Raw genomic sequence first — 22,878 nt, forward strand, 5'->3', positions numbered from 1 at the left:
GCGTCCGCCGTACTTCGGCTGCGGGACCCCGCCCGGTCCCGCAACCGAAGTGCCCACGCACGCACCGGGCCGTACCGCACCGGGCCGTACCGCACCGGGCCGTACCGCACCGGGTCGCACCGGATCGGGCCGGTGCGGTGCGGCCCGGGCTGTGTCCGTCGCCGCGGCCGGCCGGTGCCGTCAGCTGGCGAGTTGCAACTCCGCGTCGCCGTGCAGGATCTGCTGGTGGATGCGGCGCAGGCCGGCGCCCGGGCGGATGCCCAGCTGGCCGCCGAGCAGGTCGTGGGCCGTGCGGTACTGGGCGAGCGCCTCGGCCTGCCGGCCCGCCTGGTAGAGCGCGACCATCAGCATCTCGTGCAGCCGTTCGCGGAGCGGATGCTCGGCGACCAGGGCGGTCAGCCCGGCGATCGCCTCCGCGTACCGGCCGCGCTCCAGCTCCACCGCGAGCTGGTCCTCGACCGCGCCCGCCACGAGGTGCTCCAGCCGCAGGCGCTGGCCCGCCAGGTACGGGCCGACCCCGCCCGCCAGCGCGAGTCCGCGCCGCAGCCGTAGTGCGCCGTGCAGTTCGGTCGCCGCGAGGTCCGCCTCCCCGCGGTGCCGTGCCGTCCGGGCCCGCTCGATGTGCTGCTGGAAGCGGACCACGTCGATCGTCTCGGCGGGTACCCGCAGCTGGTAGCCGCCGGCGGCCGAGGTGATCACGTCCGCCCCGAGCAGGCGGCGCAGCCGGGACACGTACGTCCGAATGGTGTTGACCGCAGCCCTCGGTGGCTCGTCGCCCCAGACCGCGTCGATCAACTCCTCGAGTGTGGCCAGTTCCCGGCGGCGCAGCAGCAGCACCGCCAGCGTGGATCGCTGCTGCGGCGACCCGAGCGCGACCTCGGCGCCGTCCCGCAGCGCGCGGATCGGCCCGAGCAGCCGAAACTCCTGATCGTCACGGATGTCCTTCAATGTTTCTCCCCGGCCCAAACCCCGTGATAGCGCTCCCAGGCTAGGAGGGATCAGCTGAACAATTCCCACCAGCAATGTAAACACTCGCAACAGCGCCGGGGCCGGTGGAAAGAGTCCAAGGTCGCAGCGGGTGCCGCAACCTGCACCTATGGCGCGGATCACGCCTTACCTCCCGCGTGCGTGTGAACGTTCACATCGGATCGGACGTGCGGTCGTCACGCGGCGGCGGTCGTCACGCGGCGGCGTAAGAGACGTCCGGTGTCACCCTCAGCCCGAGGACGAACATGGTGGCGCCCCCTGCGGCCAGGACGGCGATGGCGGCGAAGACCGGGCGTGGGCCGGCGAACTGGAGGGCCGGCCCGGCGGCGGTGAAGCCGATGAACCCGGCGAGGTTCTCGGTGGTGGTCACCGCGGCCAGGACGTGTGCTCTGTGGCCGGGTGGGGTGCGCAGGGTGAAACGTGTGATGAGGGTTGCGGTGAACATCGGTGTGGCCAGTCCGGTGAGGAACAGCCCGATGGCCACGACGGCCGGCTGTTCGGCGAGGAGCAGCCACAGCGGTACGCACAGGAGTGCCGCGGCTGCAGTCAGGGCGGTGGTGCCCATCCGGCTCAGCGCGGTGACCGCGACCAGGCTGCCTAGAGCCAGGCCGGCTCCGTTGGCCGCGGTGAGGAGTCCCAGCGTGCGCGGGTCGCCGCCGAGGTCGTGCAGGACCAGGACCGGGAGACAGAGGAAGATCGCGGGGATCGCGAGGGTGACCAGGATCAGCGCGGCGCCGAACCGCCGCAGCGGTGGATCACCCAGCACGTGGCGGTAGCCGCTGCCGTTCGCGTGATACTCGTCGGAGCCGGTCACGGGACGGTCCGTGGGCGGTCGCACGAGGGCGAAGACGATCGAGAACGAGACGAGGTACGTCCCGGCGTCGATCCAGAGGACCTGTGCCGGGCCGAGCAGCGCGATGAGGATCCCACCGACGGCGGGCCCGGCCAGCGCGGCGATGCGGGTCGCGGCGTCGATGAGGCTGTTGGCGCGTCCGACGAGCTTCTCGTCGTTGCCGTGTACGGGGCCGAGCAGTTGCGGAACGATCAACCGCTGGGACGAGACGTACGGGGTGGTGAACGCGCCGAGCCCGAACGACACCGCGAGCAGGGTCGGCAGGTTCACGCCGCCGGCCAGGTGCTGCACCGGAATCCAGGCCATCAACGGCACCCGGGCCGCGTCGCCGATCAGCATGGTGCGCCGGGTGCCGAGTCTGGCGATCAGCTTGCCGCTGAACAGTCCCACGGTCACCACGCCTAGGAACTCCGCGGTCAGGACGAGACTCATCGTCACCGGTGAACCCGTGGTGACCAGCACGAACCACGGTAAGGCCAGCAGGGTCAGCCAGGATCCGGCGGTGGACAGCAGCTTCGCGGCGAACAGGGCGAGCAGGCCGGGGGTGCGCAGCATCAGCGCGGACCGTCGGGTGCCGGTACGGCGTACCCGAAGAACGCGACCCGGCGGGCGCCCTCCTGGCGTGGCCGGGCGGGGTCGGTGTATTCGGCGATGATCGCCTTGATCCGTTCGGTCGCCTCGGTGAGCTCGGTGGGATCGAGATAGCCCATGTCCTCGCCCACCCAGGCCGCCTCGCGCCACGCGATGTCGAACCCGGCCTCGTGGCGCTGGAAGTCGTCGAGCGCGGCGAGTCGCCGGGCGATGAACTGCTCCCGCAGTGCCCGGGAGGCGGCGGCGAACTCCGGCGATCCGTCGCCGGCCGCGGTCCAGGTGATTCCCCGGCTGGTGGCCCGCCACGGTCGCTCCCGGCCACGCGCCAGATCGTGGGCCGGCTCGACGAGGCCCCATTTGACCAGCTGACCGACGTGATAGCTGACGGATGCCGTGGATTCGCCGGTCAGGTCGGCCAGCTTCCGGCCCGTCGCCGGGCCGTCCACGGTCAGGAGCTCGAGCACCGTGAGCCGGACCGGATGGGCGAGGGCGCGCAGGGCTTCGGGGTCGGTGATCTGCTTCGGGTTCGGGGACACCATGTAGCCAAGATATGTTGGCCAAGAAACGTTGGCAATCGCCGAGGCATGAAATCGCCCGCGCCGGGGCATCCCCGCAGCAACCGAGGGGGACATTCGATGAGTTGGGCGCAAGCTGTCCGGGATCGCGCGCGGACGACACTGGCCACCGCGGAGAGCCGCAACGCGCCGCCGCCGTTCACCGGTGGCCCGGACGTGGTGGTGGTGAACCAGCAGCCGGCCGGCGACGACCTGCTGCCCCGGGGTGTGCGTACCGCGGGGGCCTGGGCCTGGCGGTTCATCCTCTTCGTGATCGCGGCGTACCTGTTCCTGCGGATCGTCGGCATGCTCCGCGTGGTGATCATCCCGGTGCTGGTGGCCCTACTGCTGGCCGCGCTCTTCCAGCCGCTCGCCGGTGCGATGGTCCGCCGCGGCGCCAAACGCTCGCTCGCCGCCGGCGTCGTGGAGATCGCCGCGCTGGTCCTGGTCTTCGGCGGGCTCGGGCTGATCGTGCGGACCTTCATCGCCCAGCTCGACAACCTCTCCGCGCAGGTCGGCGACGGCATCACCGAGATCGAGCGCTGGCTCGCCAGCAGCCCGCTGCACGTCACCGACGCCCAGCTCAGCGAGTACGTGACCAAGGCCCGCGAGTCGTTCACCGCCAGCCAGGGCTCGTTCACCAGCGGCGCGCTGAGCACCGCGACCACGGTCGGCGAGGTGGTCACCGGCTTCTTCCTGGTGCTCTTCACGCTCTTCTTCTTCCTGCGCGACGGCGCCCAGATCTGGTCGTTCCTCTGCCGCCTGCTGCCCCGCGACGCCCGGGTCCCGATGGCGCGCGCCGGGCACTACTCCTGGCACACCCTGGTGTCGTACGTCCGGGCCACGGTCCTGGTCGCGTTCGTCGACGCGGTCGGCATCGGCATCGGCCTGGTCGTCCTGCGGGTGCCGATGGCCCTGCCGCTCGCCGCCCTGGTCTTCCTCGGCGCCTTCATCCCGGTCGTCGGCGCCACGGTCAGCGGCGCCGTCGCGGTCCTGATCGCGCTGGTCGCCAACGGGCCGGTCACCGCGATCAGCGTGCTGGCCGTGGTGATCGCCGTCCAGCAGCTGGAGGGCCACGTCCTGCAGCCCCTGATCATGGGCCGTGCGGTGGCCCTGCACCCGCTCTCGGTCATCCTCGCCATCGCGGCCGGTGTGGTCCTCGCGGGCATCGTGGGTGGTCTGGTCGCCGTCCCGCTGCTGGCCGTGCTGAACACCGCCATCCGCTACCTGTCCCACCACCCCGGCGGCGAGCCGACGCCGGACCGCGAGCCACCGGGCACCGAGGTGACCGAGTCACCACTGGACCCCGATGATCAGGCCGAACGCGAGGGGAGCGGCCCGCCCGCCGAGACGGAACCGGTGCCCAGTCACCCGAGCGCCTGAATTCACCGCTGACGGACAACGCCGCACCGGTACTCCCTGGGAAACGGGCCTAACCTGGTCGCACTTCGTCGTTCCCAGGGAGGTCCGTCATGGTCGTCGGCCCGTTCCAGCAGTTCACCGTCGCCGGGGGGACGAAAGCGGATCTCTATCTGCTGCGCTACGACGAGAACGGCAGGTCGCGTAGCCCGCAGACCGAGCGGCAGCTCAAGGCGAGCCTGGCCGGGATCAGCGACGTCTTCGTCTTCTCGCACGGCTGGAACTCCATTTTCCGCAACGCCGTCGAGCGCTACCGGAACTTCATCACCGGGTACATCGACGAGCGGCGGAAGTTCGGTGTGCCGATTCCGGACGGGTACCGGCCGCTGCTGATCGGGGTGATCTGGCCGTCGACCAGCTTCGTGATGCCGTGGGAGGAGGGGCCGGAGATCCCGGTCTTCGCCGGGGTGCCGGGCCGCGACGTCGAGGAGATGCTCTCCTTCGTCACCGCGGGACTCGACCGGCCGGCGAACGCCGAGCTCACCGAGCTGCTGGACGGGCGGGACGCGCTGGACCGTACCGAAGCCCGCCGCGCCGCGCAGATCCTGCTCGCCGCCCTGCGCCCGGAGCCCGACCCGGACGACGGCTCACCCCCGCCGACTCTCGACGAGTGGCTGGACGCCTGGTCCCGGATGGACCCCGCGCCGGCCGGGCCCGGCGCGCGCCGGGAATCGCTGACGGCGGGCGATCTCCAGGGGCTGAACCCGCGGGACCTGCTGCGTGCCGCCACCGTCTGGAAGATGAAGGCCCGAGCGGGCAAGGTCGGCGCCGCCGGGCTCGGCCCGCTGGCCCGGCACGTCCTGGCGAACAGCTCCGCCCGCCTGCACCTGATCGGCCACTCGTTCGGCGCCAAGCTGGTGCTCTCCGCGCTCGCCGCCGGCACGGTTCCCCGCAAGGCCCACTCGGTGCTGCTGCTCCAGGCGGCCGTCAACCGCTGGTGCTTCGCCGCGAACGTGGCCGGCACCGGACGGGCCGGCGGATACCAGGCCGTCCTGGACCGGGTGGAGCGCCCGATCATGACCACGTTCTCCGCGCACGACGAGCCGCTGCACGACTTCTTCCACCTCGCCCTGCGCGGCCGCAACCTCGGCGAACAGGGGTTCGCCGCGTTCGGCGACCCGGACCTGTACGGCGCTCTCGGCGGCTACGGCCCCAGCGGCCTGGGCCCCCTGGCACTGACCGACCCGGCGATCGCGGCGGGCACCCAGGGCTACCGGCTGACGGGCAGCCACCGGGTGCTCGCCCTGGACGGCACCGGCGAGCTGGCCGGGCATCCCGCGATCGGCGGCCACAGTGACGTCAGCACCCCGCTCACCTGGTGGGCCCTGCACCGCCTCACCACCACGGCCTGACCCGCATAGACTGGCCACTATGGATGCACCGGGGGCGAGGACCGCGTGGGTGCGGATGTACTGCTCCGCCGACCGCCGGATGCGCGTCGCCACGTTCCGTCTGGCGGCGGGCGAGTGGCAGCTGGCCGTGGTCGGCGAACCGGAGGCCGCGCCCGAGGTCGTCACCGGGGGCGGGCTTCCGGTCGCCGGACGGTTCGGGTTCGCGCCCGGCTACCCGGGCTGCCCGGGGTGCGGCGGCGACTCGTACGTCCGCTGCGGATCCTGCCGTCAGCTCGGCTGCTGGAAGTCCGCCGACCCTCGGTTCACCTGCGGGAACTGCGGCAACAGCGGGCCGGTGTCGGGGAGCATCGACGCCCTCGGCGCCCTCGACACCGGCTGATCCGGATCAGTTGCCGACCGCGACCGTGGACATCAGGGCGGTCGGGTAGCGGTCGCCCCGCGCCGATCCAGCCGGCACGGCCCGCTCGATCTCGGCGAGATCATTGTCGGTCAGGTCCAGGCCGGCGGCGGGGAGCGCTTCGGAGAGGCGTTCCCGGGTACGGGCGCCGACCACCGGAACGATGTCGGTGCCCCGGGAGGCGACCCAGGCGATCGCGAGCTGGGCCACCGTGCAGCCCTTCGCCGTCGCCACCCGGCGCAGCGCCTCGACCAGCGCCAGGTTGTGCGCGGCGTTCTCGCCGGCGAACCGGGGCATCATGGTCCGGTGGTCACCGGGGCGGACGGCGTCCGCGCTCCAGTGCCCGGAGATCAGGCCCCGGCTCAGCACGCCGTACGCGGTCATCCCGATGCCCAGTTCGCGGAGCGTGGGCAGCACCTCGGCCTCCACCCCGCGGGAGATCAGCGAGTACTCGATCTGCAGGTCGGTGACCGGGTGCACGGCGTGCGCCCGGCGGATCGTGTCCGCGCCGACCTCGGAGAGCCCGAGATACCGGACGTACCCGCCGTCGATCATCTCCTTGATCGCCCCGACCGTCTCCTCGATCGGCACCTCCGGGTCGAGGCGCGCCGGGCGGTAGACGTCCACGTGGTCCACGCCCAGCCGGACCAGCGAGTGGACCAGGAAGTTCCTCACCGAGGCGGGCCGCCCGTCCTGGCCGCCGAACCCGCCGCCGGGCTTCTGCAGCGCGCCGAACTTGACGCTCAGCAGGTAGTCGTCCCGGTTCCGCCCGCGCAGCGCCTCGGCGAGCAGCATCTCGTTGTGCCCGGAACCGTAGTGGTCGCTGGTGTCGATCAGCGTGATCCCCGCGTCGAGCGCCGCGTGCACCGTCGCGATCGCCTCGGTCCGGTCCGCGTCCCCGTACGCCCCGTTCGACATCCCCATGGTGCCCAGCCCGAGTGCGGAGACGGCCGGCCCGTTCGTGCCCAGAGTTCGTTTCTGCATGTCCACCACGGTGCGCCGGATGCGGTCACGGCGGGAGCGGAGCGCTTATCGTGGGAGCGGCTCTCCCTGGCTCCGGGCGTACCCTGAAAGCAGTATGGATGGCATGCAGCGTGAGCAACTCGCCGATTTCCTGAGGCGCCGCCGTGAGGCGATCCGTCCCGCCGAGGTCGGCATCGCGGCCGGTCCGCGCCGTCGCACGACGGGCCTGCGGCGCGAGGAGGTCGCGATGCTGGCGGGCATGTCGGTGGATTATGTGGTACGCCTCGAGCAGGCCCGCAGCAGCCAGCCCTCCACGCAGCTGCTCGCCGCCCTGGCCCGCGCCCTGCGCCTCTCCGACGACGAGCGCGACCACCTGTTCCGCCTGGCCGGCCACCACCCGCCGCTCGCCGAGGGCACCGCCCGCCTGGCCCGCGCCGGCCTGCTCCGGATGCTGACCCTGCTCGGCGACACCCCCGCCATGGTCGTCTCCGACCTCGGCGAGGTGCTCGCCCAGAACCGGATGTCCACGCTGCTCACCGGCGACCACACCGGCCGCTCCGGCGACGACCGCTACCTGATCTTCCGCTGGTTCACCGACCCGTCGATGCGGGTGACCCACCCCGACGGCGAGCGGGACCAGCACGCCCGGCAGATGGTCGCGGACCTGCGCGCGGTGGCCGGCCGCCGCAGCGGCGACCCGGAGGTGACCGCCCTGGTCTCCCGCCTCACCGCCGCGAGCGCCGACTTCCGGCGGCTGTGGGACGAGCACGAGGTCGCGGTACGCCGTTCGGACCGCAAGACCATCGTGCACCCGCGCGTCGGCCCGGTCACCCTCGACTGCGAGACCCTGCTCACGCCGGACCTGGGCCAGCAGCTCCTGGTCCTGACGCCCGCGGAGGCCGGCGACCGCGAGCGCCTGGACCTGCTGCGCGTGCTCGGCACCGAGGAGTTCCCGCGCCCGCCCGCCGACGCCGCGCACCCCCGGTGACCGCACCCTTCGCCGGCTTCCTGGACCACGTGAAGCGCCGCCTGGTCGGCCGGGTGTTCCGCTCGGAGCGCGGTGGATCTTTCCGGCAGCGTTCAGGGGTGTCTCAGCCGCCCTGAGGGACCCTTCAGCGCCAGCTCGTCCGGTCTCCGGCTGGCCGTGAGGGGTGCCTCGAAGGGCTGGAGGCACCGCTCACGGCCAGCCAAAAGCGGAACCGGCGCGCCTGGCGAGACCGCGGCAAGCGGCAAGCGGGGGATCGGCGCTGACAAGGTGATGTCGCGGTCGGATCACCGACTTCCGGTGGGGGTCCGGATGCGCTACCCCGCGGTAGGGGTGTGCAAGTGGGTGGCTAGGGCGGAGCGGCGGGTCACCTGGAGTTTCTGGAAGATGTGGGTCAGGTGGGTCTCGACCGTGCGGCGGGTGATGTAGAGCTCGTGGGCGATCTCCGTGTTGCTGTGGCCGCGGGCGGCCAGCTCGGCGACCCGGTGTTCGGCCGGGGTGAGGGCGGCCGGGCCGGAGAGCATCGGGCGGCGGGGGCGGGCGCCGGCCGCGATCAGTTCGCGGTGGGCGCGGGTGGCCAGCAGGCGCATGCCGCCGCGCTCGGCCATGTCCAGGGCCTGGCCGAGTGGGGTGCGTGCGGCGGTGCGCCGGTTCGCGCGGCGCAGGGCGGCGCCGAGGTCGACCAGGGTGCGGGTGTGTTCCAGGCGGGCCGGTGAGGTGGCGAGCAGGGTGGTCGCCGCGGTGAGCACCGGGACCGCTTCGGCGGGGGAGAGCGTGGTGGCCAGCGCGCGCAGGCCGGCGCCGCGAGGGCCGGGCAGGCCGACCCGGTCGGCGAGCCGCAGGTGGTCCTCGGCCACGGCGCGGGCGGCGGCCGGATCGCCGAGAGCGGTCAGCGCGAGGCAGTCGTCCACCCGCCACGCGGTGAGGCCCGGGTGGTGCATGCCGAGGGCGCGCCAGATCGTCGCCGCGGAGGTCAGGTCGCGGTGGGCGTCGGCGGGACGGTGCCGGGCCAGGTGGAGGCGGGCGCGGCGTTCCAGCAGCATCGCGGTGCTGAAACGGGTCGGTGGGAGCGGGCCGAACGGGGCGGCGGCGGTCAGCGCGGCCTCGGCGCCGGGCAGGTCGCCGGCCTCGATCAAGGCGTCGAGCAGTGGGAACAGGGCCCAGATCAGGCCCGGGGCGAGGCCGCAGGAGAGTTTGAAATCGTACGCGCACCGTCCGTCGGTCACCGCCTCGCTGATCCGGCCGGCGCGAACCAGGACGACGGCGCGGATGAAGCTGCCGTGGGCGAGAGCGGTCATCCAGCCGCGGGGGCGGGCCGTGTCGATCAGGGTGTCGCAGAGCGCGCGGGCGGTGTCCAGGTCGTCGTCGGCGATCAGCGTGAACTTGTGGAACGTCGCGAGCAGCGAGTCGGGCTCGGGTTCCGGCGCGGCCCGCAGGATCGCCGACGTCTCGCCGGTGGGTGCGGCGTCCGACGCGGTCAGGTGAGCGCGATGGATCTCCCAGCCGGGACCGGGACGGTGGTGGAGGACGCGGGAACGGGCGTCGGCGACGCCCGCCGTGTCCAGCCAGGAGACGCAGACCAGCTCGGACTCCAGGCGGTCGAGCAGGTCGGCGGCGGTGTCGCCCGGGTCGTCCAGGATGCGGTGGCACAGGCGTGCGGTCTCCTCGAAGTAGCCGGCCAGGGCCAGCGCCCGGGCACCGGAGAGAGCGATCCGGGCACGCTGGGCGGTATCGGTCTCCAGGGTCGTCGCCCGGTCGAGCAGGGGGTAGGCCTCCGGCTGGACCTGTTCGGCGGCGAGCAGGCCCAGGCGGCCGAGCAGATCCGCCTCGGTGCGGTGGTCGGGCGGGGGCTCGGCGAGGGCGCGGCGCAGGAAGGCCGCGGCGCTCGGGGGTGCGCCGCGCCGGATGGCGAGGGTGGCGGCGAGGCTCAGCGTCGTCACGGTGGCGGTGTCGGCGGCGGGCTCGGTGTGCAGCAGGTGGAGGGCGACGGTCTCCGGGCCGGCGTGGTCGCGCTCCAGCATCCGGGCGGCCCGGGCGTGCCAGAGGGCGCGCTCCCCGGGCGGCAGGCCCCCGTAGAGGGCGGCGGCCACCAGCGGATGGACCAGCTCATAGCCGTCTCCGGGGGCGGAGCCGTCAACAGAGGGGGCGGAGCAGGTGCGCAGGAGGCCCGCGGCGCGGAGGTGGTCCATCAGGAGGCAGGCCTGCGGGTGGTCGATTCCGGCCAGGGTACGGGCGTGGCGCAGGGGAGTGCCGCGGCCCAGGACGGCGAAGGCGCGGGCCAGATCGGCGGTGCCGGACGGGAGGCGGGACAGCTGGCGGTCGACGGCGCGGCTCACCTGCTCCGGGCCGAAGGCGCTGAGATCCGCGGCGACCCGGTCGCTCGGCTCCAGTCGCTCGGCGCTCAGGTGGTCGAGGAGGGCGCCCAGCAGGAACGGGTTGCCGGCCGTCGCCTGGTGGCACGCCCGCGCGAACGCCGGGCCCGCGGCCGGCAGGCGCTGCTGGACGAAAGCGGTCACCGCGGCGGGCTCCAGGGGAGCGGGGCGGACCGGGGAACCGGCGGCGGCCAGGAGCTCGGCGAGCAGCTCCGGGTCGGCGGGCGGCTCGCCGGACCGGACCGCGCAGAGGATGCCGAGCGGGAGGTCGTCGAGGCGGCGGGTGAGCTGCCCGAGCCAGCGCAGCGACGGCGGATCGGCCCAGTGCACGTCGTCGACGAGCAGCAGGGTCGCCTCACGTTCGGCGAGGCCGCAGAGCAGCCAGGTCAGACCGTGCGCCGCCGCGTGCATGGCGTCGGTCGAGGGGATGCCCGGCTCCGGACGTACGGTGAACCGGTCTTGATCTTCTCCGTCGAGAGCCCGCAGAGCCAGGGCGGCCGCACCGACCGCCAGGGCGGGCCACTCGGGGGACGAGCGGAGCGGGGCGACGAGCTGGCGGGCGATGCCCCAGCCCGCGTCGCGCTCCAGCGGGCCGCCCCACGCCCGCAGCACGCGCAGGCCACGGCAGGCGGACCCGGCGGCCGACAGCAGGCTCGACTTGCCGATGCCCGCCGGGCCCTCCACGACGATCACGCCGCCGGAACCCGCGCGCACCCGATCGAGGCGGTGGTCGAGGGCCGCCAGTTCCGCATCGCGCTGGAGCAGCAGGCGCGGCATGATGCCGAAGGTACGTCGATGCGGCGCCGCGCGAAACCTCGTGGTCGGATCCACGATTCAACCCGGCACGCGCGGGCCGAGCATCGACGGCATGCAGACCATCGACTACGCACTGGGGCGTACGCCCGAGGAGTTCGACCGGGTGCGGGCGCAGGCCCGGCTCTGGGAGACCGACACCGCACGCCTGCTGGACCGGCTCGGCCTCGCGCCGGGCGCCCGCTGCCTCGACGCCGGATGCGGGCCCGGCGAGACCATGCGCCTGATGGCCGAGCGGACCGGGCCCACCGGCACCGTCACCGGCCTCGACATCGACCCGGTCACCTGCGCGGTCACCGAGTCCGCGCTGCACGAGCAGGGCTACCGGACCTGCCGGGCGCGGGTGCACGACCTGACCGGCGCGCTGCCGATCCCGGACGGGCCGTACGACCTGGTCTACGCCCGCCTGCTCCTGTTCCACCTGCCGCAGCGGGTCGAGGTGCTGCGCCGGCTGTGGGCCTCCGTCGCCCCCGGCGGGCACCTGCTGCTACAGGACTACGACGTCGGCGCGGTCGCCGCCCAGCCGCCGCTCGCCCTGCTCGACGAGATGATCGGGGTGGTGCTGGAGGCGTTCGGGGCCGCCGGGTGCGATGTGCACGCCGGTACCCGGCTGCCGCATCTGATGATCGAGGCCGGGGCCGGCGCGCCGGACGGCACCGACGTGGCCGGGCGGCTGCTGCCGATCACCGCGGCCGCGCCGATCCTGGAGAGCGTGTACCGCAGCCTGCTGCCGGTCGCGTACGCCCACGGCCTCACCTCGCTCGACCGCGCGGAGGCGTCGCTGGCCGCCCTGCACCGGGAGACCGCCGCGGATCCGGGCCGATACGTCCGGCTTCCGCTGCTCGGCGGAGCCTGGAAGAAGCGTCCGGCTCAATAAAACCCGAACCCGGTCGAACGGAACGAGGTGGGTGTCGGGGTTCCTCGCGGCCGCCTTCGCGCGCAGCGCCGTGCCGAAGGCGGTGAGACCTGATGACCGAGATCGTCACCGGCGGGGACCGTGACCAGCGGCAACTGCGCGAGGAGGCGGACCGGCTGCGGACCACGATCGCCGTGCAGCGGGAGATCACCGCGGTGGCCGGCGACCGGGACGCGGTGCTGCGGCTGATGGCCGAGCGGGCGCTGACCGTGCTGCCCACCGGGGACAGCGCGACCGTGCAGATGATCGACCACGGCGCGGGCGTGATGCGGGTGGTGGCCGGTGTCGGGCGGCTCGTCGCCCGGGACCTGCCGCCGATCCCGATGAACGGCACGCTCTCCGGGCTCGCGGTGGTCTCCGGGCTCACCGTGCGCTGCGACGACACGGCCAACGACCCCCGGCGCAACGCGAAGCTCACCCGTAGCACCGGGACCGGGTCGCTGGTGGTGGCGCCGCTGCGCGGACCGGGCGGCGAGCCGCTCGGCGCGCTGCTGGTGGCGAGCGAGCGGACGTACGCGTTCACCGACGCCGACGAGCAGCAGCTGACCCTGCTCGCCGACGCCCTGGGCAGCGCACTGCGGCACGCCGAGGACGCCGCCGACCGGCAGGAGTTGCTACAGCGCGCCAACGCGGCGGTACGGGCCCTGGAGCGGGAACGCGCCACCCTGGCCCGCAGCGAGCGCCGGTTCGCCGAGGTCTTCGACAACAGCCCGATCGCGAAGGTGGTGGTCGGGCTCCGCGGCACCGACCGGGGCCGGGTGGTGCTCGCCAACCCGGCCTTCTGCCAGCTGCTCGGCTACACCTCGGTGGAGGCGCTCACGCTGACCCTGGCCGACCTGACCACCCGGCCGCCCGGCGAGCTGGAGGAGAGCCTGGACCTGCTGGCCACCGGCGTCCAGTCCCGCGGGATGCGCGAGTCGACGCTGATCCGCCGGGACGGGCGGCTGCTCGCCGCGGTCTCCCGCACCTCGGCGATCGCCGACGACGAGGGCCCGGTCTCGGTCGTCATCCAGCTGCTCGACATCACCGCCGAGCGCGCCGCCCAGGCCGCCCTCGCCCGCAGCGAGCAGCAGTTCCGCACCGCCTTCGCGGGCAGCCCGATCGGCCTGCTCCTCACCGACGAGAACGGCCGCATCCACGAGGCCAACCAGGCCGTCGCCGCACTGACCGGCCGGACCGTCACCGCGCTGATCGGTCTCGGACCGGCCGACATCACCCACCCCGACGACCTGCCCGTCACCCGGGACGCCCAGCGGCGACTCTGGGACACCGGCGGCACCGTCGACTACCGCAAGCGGATGATCCGGCCGGACGGCGCGAGCGTCTGGGTCCGGATCATCGCGGCGACGATCCCGGGTCCCGCGGACCGGCCGTGGTTCCTGGTCCAGCTCCAGGACATCACCGCCGAGCGGGCCGCCGCCGACGCCGCGGCCCGCGAGCTCACCCGGCTGCGGGCCACGCTGACCGTGCAGCGCGAGGTGATCGCCGCGGCCGCGGACCGGAACGCCACCCTGCGCGTCGTCGCCCACCGCGCGGTCGACCTCTTCCCGGCCGCCGACGGCGCGGTGGTCGAGCTGGTCGACGGTGCCGAGCTGATCTACACCGCGACGGCCGGCACGCTCACCCCGTTCGAGGGCATCCGGATCCCGGCGACCGGATCACTCTCCGGGTACGCCCTGCTGGCCGACACCGCCGGACACTGCCGGGACACCGCCGACGACCCGCGCGTCGACGGGGAGACCGCGTGCCGGCTCGGCATCGGGTCGATGGTGGTCGCCCCGCTGCACGCCGAACGGGGTGTCACCGGCGTACTCAAGGTCTCCGCGCACCGCCCCGGCGCCTTCGACGAGGCCGACGAGCAGCAGCTGGCCCTGCTCGCCGAGAGCCTCAGCTCCGCGCTGCGGCACGCCGACGACACCGCCCACGCGGCGGCGCTGCTGGCCGAGCGTACCCAGGCGCTCTCCGAACTGGCCGCCAGCGAGAACCGGTTCCGGCTCACCTTCGACAACTCGCCGCTCGGGCTCACCCTCTCCAGCATGGAACCCGGGACCCGGGGCGACTACCTGCACGCCAACCCGGCGATGACCGCGATCACCGGGTACACCGCCGACGAGCTGACCCGGATGAACTACGCCGACCTGCAGCACCCCGGCGACGTCGCGTCCACCGCCGCGCACATCGAGCGCCTGGTCACCGGGGAGGCCGACACGGTCGCCACCGAGCGCCGGTACCGCCACCGGGACGGCCACACCGTCTGGGTGGCGATCCGTACCGCGGTGATCCGCGACCCGGAGGGCACCGCCCGCTACGCGGTCAACCAGGTCGAGGACATCACCGCCCGCCGCACCGCCGACGCCGAGCTGCGCCGCCAGGCCCGCCTGCTGGAGCTGATCCCGGCCGCGGTGATCGTCCGCGACCTGGACGGCACCATCCGCTGGTGGAACTCCGGCGCGACCACGCTCTACGGCTGGCCGCTCGCCGCCGTCCAGCACCAGATCACCCACCAGCTCTTCGGCACCGGCTTCCCGGGCGGCGGCACCGTCGCCCAGCAGCGGGCCGCCCTGGAACGCGACGGGCGCTGGGAGGGCCAGCTCGACCACCGCAGCGCCCACGGCGACGCCCTCACGGTCCTCAGCCGCCAGGTCCTGCACCACCCCGACAGCATCGACGAGGGCGCCACCACCCAGGTCCTGGAGATCAACACAGACGTCACCGCCGCGCGCACCGCGGAACGCGCCCTGGCCGAGCGCAACACCGAGCTGGAGGCCGCCAACCAGCTGAAACTCGACATCATCGGGATGCTCGGCCACGAGATCGGCAACCCGCTCACCGCCATCCAGGGCAACGCCGAGATCCTCACCGACGACTGGCCGCACCTCACCGACGAACGGCGCGGCCGCGCCATCACGGCGATCGCCCGTCAGGCCGGCCGCCTCGACGAGATCGTCCGCGAGGTCCTGGCCATGGTCACCATCGAGTCCGGCGCGCTGACCGCCGAACCCGCCCACCTGCGGGCGCGCGAGGAGATCGGGCACGCCCTGTCGGCCGTCGAACGGGAGGAGGTCCCGGTCACCGGCGAGGACGTCGAGGTGCTCTTCCACGCCGGCCACCTCCAGCAGATCCTGGTCAACCTCCTCTCCAACGCGGGCAAGTACGGCGGCGGCGCGACGGCCATCCACCTCGCCACCGGGCCCGACCCGCATACCGCCTGCATCACGGTGGAGGACAGCGGCCCCGGCGTCCCGGAGGAGTTCCGCGGCCGCCTCTTCGACCGGTTGACCCGGGCACAGCGCGACGCCGCGTCGGCGAAGGGGACCGGGCTGGGGCTCTACATCGTCCGGGGCCTGGCCCGCGCCAACCACGGCGACATCCACTACGAGCCCAACCCCACCGGCGGATCCCGGTTCATCCTCACCCTGCAGACCGCCGGTTGAGCTCGCCGCCTCTCCCGTACGGCCGCAGGTGCGTAAAGCCGCAGCGGTTCCGCTCGTACACGCCGGCTCACTCCGGTCGGCCGGCGATTCGCGTTCTTCGATCGGTGGGGTCGGTGCTCGGGTCATCTCGTCAGGTCGCCCAGGACGGCGCGGGCGGACTGTCGGGCGGCGGCGATGATGACCTCGTCCGGAGTGAGGGCCGGGTCGGCGGCCTGGACGGCGGCGTTGACGCTGAGCAGGGCCATCCGCAGCAGCAGGACGTTCGGCGGGGACGGGTCCGGGAGCAGGGTGGTCAGCTCGGCGACGACGTCGGTCAGGGTGGGGCCGACGCGGTCGGTGCCGGGCCTGGCGACCAGGGTGCGGACGATCACCGGGTTGGCGGACATGAAGCGGATGCCCTGGAGCTTGTCGGGGGTGAAGGAGTCGACCCAGCGCAGCACCGCCTCGGTGAGCAGGGCCGGGGTGCGGGGCTGGTCGCGGAGCCAGGTCAGCAGGTGGCCGGCCTCCTCTCCCCGCTCGTCGAGCAGGGAGAGCAGGATCGCCTCCTTGTTGGCAAAGTGGTAGTAGAGCGACGCCTTGTTGATGCCGAGCTCGTCGGCGATCTGGCGCAGTGACGTCGCCTCGTAGCCCTGCTCGGCGAAGAGGCGCAGGGCGGTGCGGCGGGCGAGGAGGCGGGTCTCCGCTCCGTCGCGGCGGGGGCGGGTCGGGGTGGCCATGCGAGCAGCCTACCTAACGGCCGGTTGACTGGCCTACCGGCCGTTAGGTAGATTCGCCGCCATGAGCGAATACACCGTGGTCCGGGAGTATCCGTACCCCGTGGAGGAGGTCTGGCATGTGCTGACCGATCCGGAACAGGTCGCCCGGTGGACCGCCACCGGGCGGGGCGGGCGGCCCGAGGGGTTCGCCGCCGTGCCGGGGACGAGGTTCCGGTTCGTGGGCAAGCCGACGGTCGGATGGTCCGGTGTCGTCGACTGCGAAGTGGTCTCGGTGGACGCGCCGAGGGCGATGCACTACACCTGGGAGAGCGGCGCGGTGACCGACGTGACCTACCTGCTCGAGGAGATCCCCGGCGGCACCCGGTTCACCTGGCGGCACACCGGGTTCACCGGTCCCGGCGGGTTCGTGATGGCGAGGCTGCTGGGATCCGTACGGCGGAAGATGCTCGTCGAAGGTCTTCCGCCGGTGCTCGCGAGCCGTCGCTGACGGGTTGGTCCGAGAGCCGTGCCTCGACGGTCGCCGGCGCGATCGTCCCGGCCGGCGCCGGCGCCGGGGCCCGAGTGCGACCGCGCGAGGCGGCATGGTGACGTGTGCCGGATGCTGAAATCGTCTGCGCCCGTCCCGCTCTCCTTCGTGGCGATTACGGCGTCAGGAAACGGCGGATGGCGGTCAGCCACGGGATCGGATTGTCGAAATGGGCCATGTGGGCCGCGTCGGGGATCTCGGCGAGGGTGCTGGCCGGCAGCGCGGCGTGCAGGCGTCTGGCCGTACCGATGGGGAAGCTCATCTCCTTCGCGCCGTGCAGGATCAAGACCGGTCCGCCCCAGTCCAGGAGCACTTCATGGGCGTTCTCGGGTCCTCCCGGCGGCAGCGACCCGCTGGCGTAGGGCCGGTCGTAGTCGCTGCTGAAGCGGACCCGGTCCAGGATCTCGCGCCACGCGTCCAGCCGGTCGAGGCGCCACACCTGCAAGGGCGCCTCCGCCTCGGCCATCGCCCTGCTCAGCGCGCCGTCCGGCGCCGTCCGGCCGGTCAGCAGCGGGTCGCCGACGTCGATCTCGGTGCACATGTCGCGGCGCCGGCGGTAGTCCGCGGACCCCGTCAATTCACTGCCGAATTCGGTGTACGCCGTGGTCGACGCCAGGATCAGGCGGCCTGTGACGTCGGGGTGCTGCTGCACCAGGCGCATCGCGATCCGGCCGCCGTAGGAGAAGCCGAGCACGTCGGCGGGCCCGGTACCCAGCGCCCGGATGAGCGCCGCGACGTCGTCGGCCAGCAATCGCGGTCGTAACAGGCTCTCCGGGAGGTCCCCGAGCGGCGGCGTACGGTGACTGCGCCCGCACCCGCGCAGGTCGAACAGGACGACATGGGCCGTATCGGTCAGGTCGGCGATGACCGGCAACAGGTAGCTGTGATCCCAGCTCGGCCCGCCGTGGATCACCACGAGCGGCGGCAGATCGCGATCCCCGAGGCGGCGGACGAACAGGTCGACGTCGTTGAGCCGGACGACGGCACCATCGGCGGTGACCTCGTCCAGTGTGGCGGCTCTCATCGGGTCAGGAGAGTACACGGGCGAAACCGGTGTGGGCGGCCAGGCCGCAGTCGGCGAAGTAGACGCGGTGACCGTCGGTGAGCAGGTTGCGGACGTGCGCGTCGAAGTGGACCATTCCCCGTGACCACATGAAGACCGAGCCCTCCCGGAGCGCCCGGTCGAGGAATTCGTACGCCGCGTCGCCCGGCCCGGTGGCCAGCCACGTCTGCGGCAGTTGCCGCCAGTGGTGGAGCAGCGGGAATCCCGAGTACTGCCGGTCGAGGACCCAGCGCGTGGTCATGGTGTGCGCCGCCACCTCACGCCAGACGCCGAAACCCGCCGAGCCGATCCCGTACTGGAAGAAGCTCGGAAGTCTGAAGAGGTCGGCGGTCGAGCCGAGGCTGCCGGGCGCACGCTCAATATCGACCCTTCTTCCCGTACGCACGATCGCGCTGCCCGGTTGTCGCGGAGAGCAGCGATATCAGGCCGGGGTGCCCGGAACCTCCTCGCCGGTCGACTCGCTGCCCTGTTTATCGTGCTGGCGCACGATTGCGGGCCTGCTTCTCGACGCCTCGTCGATAGAAGTCGGCGGGTCCAGCGGGATCGAGGCTGACTCATCCAGCCTTTTGAGGAGAAGTGCCGAATATGAATCGGATTCCTTAATGCGTACGGAAACCGAGATTGCTTCATGTGCTGATCGGCGGTTCACGGCGATGGCGTACGGGAGATGGTGCGGTGGTGTAGACGGTGGATGGGGGCGACGGTCAGCGCGATCACGGCCGGGATCAGCAGGTGCCGGCCGGCGAACGGGACCGTCAGCAGCAGGAGCGTGAGGGCGACGGCCGCGACGGCGCGGTGGACGCCGGTGAACAGGCGGACCGCGGCCGTGGTGCCGAGCAGGTAGGTGGCGAGGACCAGTACCGACGGGATGAACACGATGTCGTCGGTGCCCCAGCCGAACAGGGCGGCACCGACCAGGCCCGCCCCGCCGATCGCGCCGACGGCGAGGACCGCGGCGGACGGTGTGTCGTGGCGGTTGCGGCGGGTCAGCACGTCCGGTGCCCAGCCGTCGCGGCCCAGCGCGAAACCGAGCCGGGAGACCGAGGCGACGAAGGCGTTCGTGGTGCCGAGACAGATGACCACGGCGGCGACCGCGACCGCGCCGACCGCCGAGAAGCCCGGGCCACGCTCGATGATGACGCCGAGGGAGACGCGGTCGAGGGTGCGATCGCCGTACGCACCGGTCCCGACCACGGCGAACGCCACGCCGAGGTAGAGCACGGTGACGATCAGGACGGTGAGCAGGGTGGCGATCGGCAGCGTACGGCGTACGTCCCGGAACTCGGCCGAGAGATGCGCGATCGCCTCCCACCCGGCGAAGGCGAAGAAGAGCACCACGACCGCCCGGCCGATCCCGGCGACGCCGTGCGGGGCGAACGGCGTGAACGCGGCCGCCCTGATCTGCGGCAGCGCCACCAGGATCACCGCGATCAGGATGACGGCCACGCCGATTGCCAGGCCGATCTGCACCCGGGCACCGAACCGCAGCCCCGCCAGGTTCGCGGCGACCGCGACGGCGAGCACGCCCGCGGCGACGGCCGGCGCCCATCGCTGGTCCACGTCGAGCGCGGCCGTGACGTAGTACCCGGCGGTCAACGGCACGATGGTCTGCCCGACCGAACCGGCGATGAAGTACCACCACCCGGTGACCCCGCCCGCGGCCGGGCCGAACGCCCGGGACGCGAAGGTCGCCACGCCGCCCGCGTCCGGGAACCGGGAGGCCAGCGCCGCGAACGTGAACGCCAGCGGCAGTCCGATCAGGGCGCTGAAGCCCCACGCGACCAGCGACGCCGGCCCCGCCAGGGACGCGGCCTGACCGGGGAAGACCAGCACCCCGGCGCCGAGGATCGCACACACGTAGAGGGCCACACCCTGCCCGATTCCGATCGTCACCCCTGTCATCCCAGAGGATCGGCGGCGTACCGGCCAGTGTCATCATCGTCGTCATGCGCAACAGAACAGACATCCACCGGGTGGCCCTCGCCGTCACGCCCGGCGCCCCGATCTTCGAGATCGCGGTACCGTGCGAGGTGTTCGGGATCGCGCGCCCCGACCTGGTCGACCCGTGGTACGACCTGCGGATCTGCGCCACGTCACCGGCCACCGCGATCGGCGGGGGGTTCGTCTCGTCCGGCGCTTCCGGGCTGGACGATCTGGTCACGGCGGACACGGTGGTGATCCCGGCCTGCGCCGACGTGCACACCGCGCAGCCCGCCGACCTGGTCGACGCGGTCCGCGAGGCACACGGGCGCGGGGCCCGGATCGCGGCGATCTGCTCGGGCGCGTTCGTGCTGGCCCAGGCCGGTCTGCTCGACGGCCGGCGCGCCACGACACACTGGATGCACGCCGGCGAGCTGGCCCGCCGCCATCCGCTCGTCCGCCTCGACCCGGCCGTGCTCTACGCCGAGGACGCGGGGATCTTCACCTCCGCGGGCACCGCCGCCGGCATCGACCTCTGCCTTGAACTGGTCCGCCGCGACCACGGCACGATGATCGCGAACGCCCTGGCCCGCCGCATGGTCACCCCACCCCATCGCCCCGCCGACCAGGCCCAGTTCATGATCGCCCCGGTCTCACCGGCCGGCAGCCCGCCGCTCGCCGAGGTCACCCAGTGGGCGCTGCGCCGCCTCGGCGAGCCGATCCGCCTGCGCGACATGGCGGCGCGAGCCCACCTGAGCGAGCGCCAGCTGACGCGCCGCTTCCTGAGCGTCTTCGGCCGTACGCCCGGAGCCTGGCTGACCGCCGAACGGCTTCGCCACGCACAGGCACTCCTGGAGACGACGGAGCTGACCATCGAGGCGGTCGCGGGTTCCTGCGGCTTCGGCACGGCCGCGGGCCTGCGCGCCGCCTTCGCAAAGCACCTGCACATCTCCCCGAGCGACTACCGTGCCACGTGGTCCGCCCACTGACACCCCCACTGACACCGCTCGCCGCTCGGCACCGCCTCGATCTTGGCGAACCATGCCCGTGTATCGACCAAAGTTGCCGAGATCGAGAGGGTGGGAGTCGCGCGCGGCGAGCCGTTGCGGGTGGGAGGGCTTACCGTCGGTGGATGCTCATCAAATGGGTGACCTGCGATGTCGTCGACCGGGCGGCGTTCGGCCGGGGCCAGCTGGAGTGGGCCGCGCTCCGCGGACTGCCCGGGTTTCTCGGGCAGTGCGGCGGGTGGGGGCGGCAGCGGGCGCACGTCTTCGGGTTCTGGGCTGACGAGGGCGCGTACCGGGCGTTCATGGAGGGCGCCCACGATCACCTCGCCAAGGCACAGAGCGGCACCTTCGGCGCTATCGACGTACGTCTCTTCGACAGCGTCCTCGACCTCGGCCGTGGCGACGGGGAGCTGATCCGGCTGGCGCACTGTCACGTCCGCGAGGGCCGGCAGGAGCACTTCGTGCGGGCGCAGCGGGAGGTCTGGAACCCGGGCATGACCGCGAGCCCGGGCATGACCGGCGGCGCCTTCGGCCGGCACGGCGACCGCGAGTTCCTGGTGCTCTCCCACTGGCGCTCGACGGCGGACCACCGTGCGTACATCCGGGACCGCTTCATGGAGCTGCGCGGCCGATCGGGCGCGGCCACCGACCTGGCGGAGATCACCGGCGACCTGATCGACGTGGTCCCGGAGTGGACGGTGCGGACCTGACGCCTCAGCGCAGGTCGACCTCCACCCGCCCCTTCGCGAGCAGATCGAGCAGGTGGCGCAACGTGACCGCCGGGCTCAGGCGGCGCCGGTCGTAGCCGGCCACCAGATGTTCCCGGGCGACGGACGAGTCGTGCCAGGTCAGGCGGAACGGGGTCTGCGCGCCGAACCCGCCGTGCAGGCAGTCGACGAGCGCGTCGAGGTTCCACCCGAAGTAGCCGCCCGGCCCGTTGATCGCCTCGCCGATCGCGCAGTAGAAGCCCTCGACGTCGGTCACGAACCCGCCGTCGAGCTCGTAGTCGGCACCGGCCGCCCGATCAGGTTCCTCGCGCCGATGGCCGAGAGCGACGCCCGCCCAGTGATGACGGAGCTCCCGGTCGTACCCGGCCCACAGGTTCCTTCCGGCCGGCCGTCCCGTACGCCAATGATCCAGAATGTCCAGCATCCCGGTCGGAAGCGGTTCCCGCGCGTGGCTGGCCACGGTGACGTCGAGGAGCCCGTCGCCGAGTGAGGACGGTTCGCAGGCCTGAACGGTTCCGGACACCATGGCGCCGATCAACTGGCCCGTCGAACCGTCGGCGGCGACCACGTGTACCTCAGCGCGGATCCACCGGCGACGCTCGGCTGCCCAGGTCGTCTGCCCGATCGCGTCGAGCGCTGCCAGCAGTGGAGGCTCCGGACGGCAGCCGAGCAGCCTGACGTGCGGCACCGGCAGCGCGGCCGCGTCACGGAACACTCCGGTCACGTCAGCGCAGGTCCCGTACGGCGTCTGATCCCCGCCGGCGAGGACGAACCCGGTGCCCCGGCGGGGTCGTGGCACCGCGTCGGTGCGGTCGTAGACGTCGAGGACGCCGCTGAGGTCGATGTCCACCGCTCCCGGCACGGTGCTGCTGGGCCGCCGTCCCAGCACGGTGACGTCACCGAGGTACTCGCCCGACCACGTCGGCGTCATGATGGCGACACCACTCAGCCATGCCTGATCGCTGCCGGACGCCTCGGCGAGCGCGCCCTCGGGCCTGCAGCCGACGAGCGTGAAACGCTCTCGCGGCCGGGGTGGCAGATCGACGAAGAGTCCGTCCACCTCCGCACACCGTCCGAGGGGGATCTCGTCGTCGGAGGTGCTGTCGAGGCCGACGTCTCCCCAAAGAAGCCAGCGGAGGCCGGATTCGTCGATCTCTGCCACGCGGTCACCTTACGGCAGGCACGAGCTCGCACCGTACGGGTGGGTTTCACGCGGATCTCCGCGCGGCTCAACGACGCCAACCCAGTACGTGGGTCTCACCCGACACGCCGGACCTGTCGG

At 72.9% G+C, this 22,878-nt stretch carries 19 protein-coding genes; 9 read left to right on the forward strand and 10 right to left on the reverse strand.

Annotation, left to right across the window (positions count from 1 at the left end; translation table 11 throughout):
- Window positions 1-180: 180 nt before the first annotated feature.
- From AB0M08_RS35420 to AB0M08_RS35430, 3 genes are all read right to left on the reverse strand, one after another.
- A complete protein-coding gene (locus tag AB0M08_RS35420; RefSeq protein WP_364503184.1) occupies window positions 181-948 on the reverse strand; it encodes a BTAD domain-containing putative transcriptional regulator in 768 nt (255 codons plus the stop codon).
- 232 nt (window positions 949-1,180) lie between these two features.
- On the reverse strand, window positions 1,181-2,395 hold the full coding sequence (locus AB0M08_RS35425) for an MFS transporter (RefSeq protein ID WP_364503187.1): 1,215 nt from the start codon (window positions 2,393-2,395) through the stop codon (window positions 1,181-1,183).
- Window positions 2,395-2,970, reverse strand: coding sequence for a helix-turn-helix domain-containing protein (locus AB0M08_RS35430; protein WP_364503190.1), 576 nt, complete (start codon window positions 2,968-2,970; stop codon window positions 2,395-2,397). Before AB0M08_RS35430 ends, AB0M08_RS35425 begins: the two co-directional genes overlap by 1 nt.
- A 96-nt stretch (window positions 2,971-3,066) precedes the next feature.
- Here AB0M08_RS35430 and AB0M08_RS35435 point away from each other — a divergent pair, with 96 nt between their 5' ends.
- From AB0M08_RS35435 to AB0M08_RS35445, 3 genes are all read left to right on the forward strand, one after another.
- A complete protein-coding gene (locus AB0M08_RS35435) occupies window positions 3,067-4,368 on the forward strand; it encodes an AI-2E family transporter (protein WP_364503193.1) in 1,302 nt (433 codons plus the stop codon).
- Between the two features lie 89 nt (window positions 4,369-4,457).
- Window positions 4,458-5,756 carry a hypothetical protein gene (locus AB0M08_RS35440; RefSeq protein WP_364503196.1) on the forward strand — a complete coding sequence of 433 codons (1,299 nt, stop codon included), beginning with the start codon at window positions 4,458-4,460 and terminating at the stop codon, window positions 5,754-5,756.
- 19 nt (window positions 5,757-5,775) lie between these two features.
- Entirely contained in the window at window positions 5,776-6,135 is a 360-nt protein-coding gene (locus AB0M08_RS35445; RefSeq protein ID WP_364503199.1) for a hypothetical protein, read from the forward strand.
- A 6-nt stretch (window positions 6,136-6,141) separates the two neighbouring features.
- Here AB0M08_RS35445 and AB0M08_RS35450 read toward each other — a convergent pair whose 3' ends face one another.
- A complete protein-coding gene (locus AB0M08_RS35450; RefSeq protein WP_364503202.1) occupies window positions 6,142-7,137 on the reverse strand; it encodes an aldo/keto reductase in 996 nt (331 codons plus the stop codon).
- A gap of 103 nt (window positions 7,138-7,240) precedes the next feature.
- On the opposite strand from AB0M08_RS35450, the gene AB0M08_RS35455 reads away from it, so the two are divergent.
- Window positions 7,241-8,104, forward strand: coding sequence for a helix-turn-helix transcriptional regulator (locus AB0M08_RS35455; protein ID WP_364503205.1), 864 nt, complete (start codon window positions 7,241-7,243; stop codon window positions 8,102-8,104).
- A gap of 314 nt (window positions 8,105-8,418) precedes the next feature.
- Here the strand turns inward: AB0M08_RS35455 and AB0M08_RS35460 are convergent, their stop codons facing one another.
- Entirely contained in the window at window positions 8,419-11,250 is a 2,832-nt protein-coding gene (locus tag AB0M08_RS35460; RefSeq protein ID WP_364503208.1) for an AAA family ATPase, read from the reverse strand.
- A gap of 91 nt (window positions 11,251-11,341) precedes the next feature.
- Here AB0M08_RS35460 and AB0M08_RS35465 point away from each other — a divergent pair, with 91 nt between their 5' ends.
- Both AB0M08_RS35465 and AB0M08_RS35470 read left to right on the forward strand, forming a co-directional pair.
- On the forward strand, window positions 11,342-12,163 hold the full coding sequence (locus AB0M08_RS35465) for a class I SAM-dependent methyltransferase (protein ID WP_364503211.1): 822 nt from the start codon (window positions 11,342-11,344) through the stop codon (window positions 12,161-12,163).
- Window positions 12,164-12,255: 92 nt separating this feature from the next.
- The gene (locus tag AB0M08_RS35470) at window positions 12,256-15,636 is read left to right on the forward strand and encodes a PAS domain S-box protein (protein ID WP_364503214.1); all 3,381 of its coding nucleotides are present in this window, start codon (window positions 12,256-12,258) and stop codon (window positions 15,634-15,636) included.
- Window positions 15,637-15,758: 122 nt separating this feature from the next.
- Here AB0M08_RS35470 and AB0M08_RS35475 read toward each other — a convergent pair whose 3' ends face one another.
- The gene (locus AB0M08_RS35475; protein ID WP_364503217.1) at window positions 15,759-16,352 is read right to left on the reverse strand and encodes a TetR/AcrR family transcriptional regulator; all 594 of its coding nucleotides are present in this window, start codon (window positions 16,350-16,352) and stop codon (window positions 15,759-15,761) included.
- Between the two features lie 61 nt (window positions 16,353-16,413).
- Between AB0M08_RS35475 and AB0M08_RS35480 the strand changes: the two genes are divergently transcribed.
- The gene (locus tag AB0M08_RS35480; RefSeq protein WP_364503220.1) at window positions 16,414-16,839 is read left to right on the forward strand and encodes an SRPBCC domain-containing protein; all 426 of its coding nucleotides are present in this window, start codon (window positions 16,414-16,416) and stop codon (window positions 16,837-16,839) included.
- A 154-nt stretch (window positions 16,840-16,993) separates the two neighbouring features.
- Here the strand turns inward: AB0M08_RS35480 and AB0M08_RS35485 are convergent, their stop codons facing one another.
- The 3 genes from AB0M08_RS35485 to AB0M08_RS35495 form a co-directional block, all read right to left on the reverse strand.
- Window positions 16,994-17,902, reverse strand: coding sequence for an alpha/beta hydrolase (locus tag AB0M08_RS35485; protein ID WP_364503223.1), 909 nt, complete (start codon window positions 17,900-17,902; stop codon window positions 16,994-16,996).
- Between the two features lie 4 nt (window positions 17,903-17,906).
- The gene (locus AB0M08_RS35490; protein WP_364503226.1) at window positions 17,907-18,326 is read right to left on the reverse strand and encodes a hypothetical protein; all 420 of its coding nucleotides are present in this window, start codon (window positions 18,324-18,326) and stop codon (window positions 17,907-17,909) included.
- A gap of 260 nt (window positions 18,327-18,586) precedes the next feature.
- The gene (locus tag AB0M08_RS35495) at window positions 18,587-19,834 is read right to left on the reverse strand and encodes an amino acid permease (protein ID WP_364503229.1); all 1,248 of its coding nucleotides are present in this window, start codon (window positions 19,832-19,834) and stop codon (window positions 18,587-18,589) included.
- Window positions 19,835-19,887: 53 nt separating this feature from the next.
- On the opposite strand from AB0M08_RS35495, the gene AB0M08_RS35500 reads away from it, so the two are divergent.
- Both AB0M08_RS35500 and AB0M08_RS35505 read left to right on the forward strand, forming a co-directional pair.
- Window positions 19,888-20,850 carry a helix-turn-helix domain-containing protein gene (locus tag AB0M08_RS35500; RefSeq protein WP_364503232.1) on the forward strand — a complete coding sequence of 321 codons (963 nt, stop codon included), beginning with the start codon at window positions 19,888-19,890 and terminating at the stop codon, window positions 20,848-20,850.
- 143 nt (window positions 20,851-20,993) lie between these two features.
- Window positions 20,994-21,578 carry a DUF4937 domain-containing protein gene (locus AB0M08_RS35505; RefSeq protein ID WP_364503235.1) on the forward strand — a complete coding sequence of 195 codons (585 nt, stop codon included), beginning with the start codon at window positions 20,994-20,996 and terminating at the stop codon, window positions 21,576-21,578.
- A gap of 4 nt (window positions 21,579-21,582) precedes the next feature.
- On the opposite strand, the gene AB0M08_RS35510 is transcribed toward AB0M08_RS35505, so the two are convergent.
- Entirely contained in the window at window positions 21,583-22,758 is a 1,176-nt protein-coding gene (locus tag AB0M08_RS35510) for a barstar family protein (protein WP_364503238.1), read from the reverse strand.
- Between the last annotated feature and the right edge of the window lie 120 nt (window positions 22,759-22,878).

Origin of the sequence: Actinoplanes sp. NPDC051851, from assembly GCF_040681165.1 — a bacterium.
Taxonomy (GTDB): Bacteria; Actinomycetota; Actinomycetes; order Mycobacteriales; family Micromonosporaceae; genus Actinoplanes.

Coding starts and splice junctions, on each gene's coding strand:
- AB0M08_RS35425 (WP_364503187.1), bottom strand. CDS start 2,395: ATGCTGCGCACCCCCGGCCTGCTCGCCCTGTTCGCCGCGAAGCTGCTG.
- AB0M08_RS35430 (WP_364503190.1), bottom strand. CDS start 2,970: ATGGTGTCCCCGAACCCGAAGCAGATCACCGACCCCGAAGCCCTGCGC.
- AB0M08_RS35435 (WP_364503193.1), top strand. CDS start 3,067: ATGAGTTGGGCGCAAGCTGTCCGGGATCGCGCGCGGACGACACTGGCC.
- AB0M08_RS35440 (WP_364503196.1), top strand. CDS start 4,458: ATGGTCGTCGGCCCGTTCCAGCAGTTCACCGTCGCCGGGGGGACGAAA.
- AB0M08_RS35445 (WP_364503199.1), top strand. CDS start 5,776: ATGGATGCACCGGGGGCGAGGACCGCGTGGGTGCGGATGTACTGCTCC.
- AB0M08_RS35450 (WP_364503202.1), bottom strand. CDS start 7,137: ATGCAGAAACGAACTCTGGGCACGAACGGGCCGGCCGTCTCCGCACTC.
- AB0M08_RS35455 (WP_364503205.1), top strand. CDS start 7,241: ATGCAGCGTGAGCAACTCGCCGATTTCCTGAGGCGCCGCCGTGAGGCG.
- AB0M08_RS35460 (WP_364503208.1), bottom strand. CDS start 11,250: ATGCCGCGCCTGCTGCTCCAGCGCGATGCGGAACTGGCGGCCCTCGAC.
- AB0M08_RS35465 (WP_364503211.1), top strand. CDS start 11,342: ATGCAGACCATCGACTACGCACTGGGGCGTACGCCCGAGGAGTTCGAC.
- AB0M08_RS35470 (WP_364503214.1), top strand. CDS start 12,256: ATGACCGAGATCGTCACCGGCGGGGACCGTGACCAGCGGCAACTGCGC.
- AB0M08_RS35475 (WP_364503217.1), bottom strand. CDS start 16,352: ATGGCCACCCCGACCCGCCCCCGCCGCGACGGAGCGGAGACCCGCCTC.
- AB0M08_RS35480 (WP_364503220.1), top strand. CDS start 16,414: ATGAGCGAATACACCGTGGTCCGGGAGTATCCGTACCCCGTGGAGGAG.
- AB0M08_RS35485 (WP_364503223.1), bottom strand. CDS start 17,902: ATGAGAGCCGCCACACTGGACGAGGTCACCGCCGATGGTGCCGTCGTC.
- AB0M08_RS35500 (WP_364503232.1), top strand. CDS start 19,888: ATGCGCAACAGAACAGACATCCACCGGGTGGCCCTCGCCGTCACGCCC.
- AB0M08_RS35505 (WP_364503235.1), top strand. CDS start 20,994: ATGCTCATCAAATGGGTGACCTGCGATGTCGTCGACCGGGCGGCGTTC.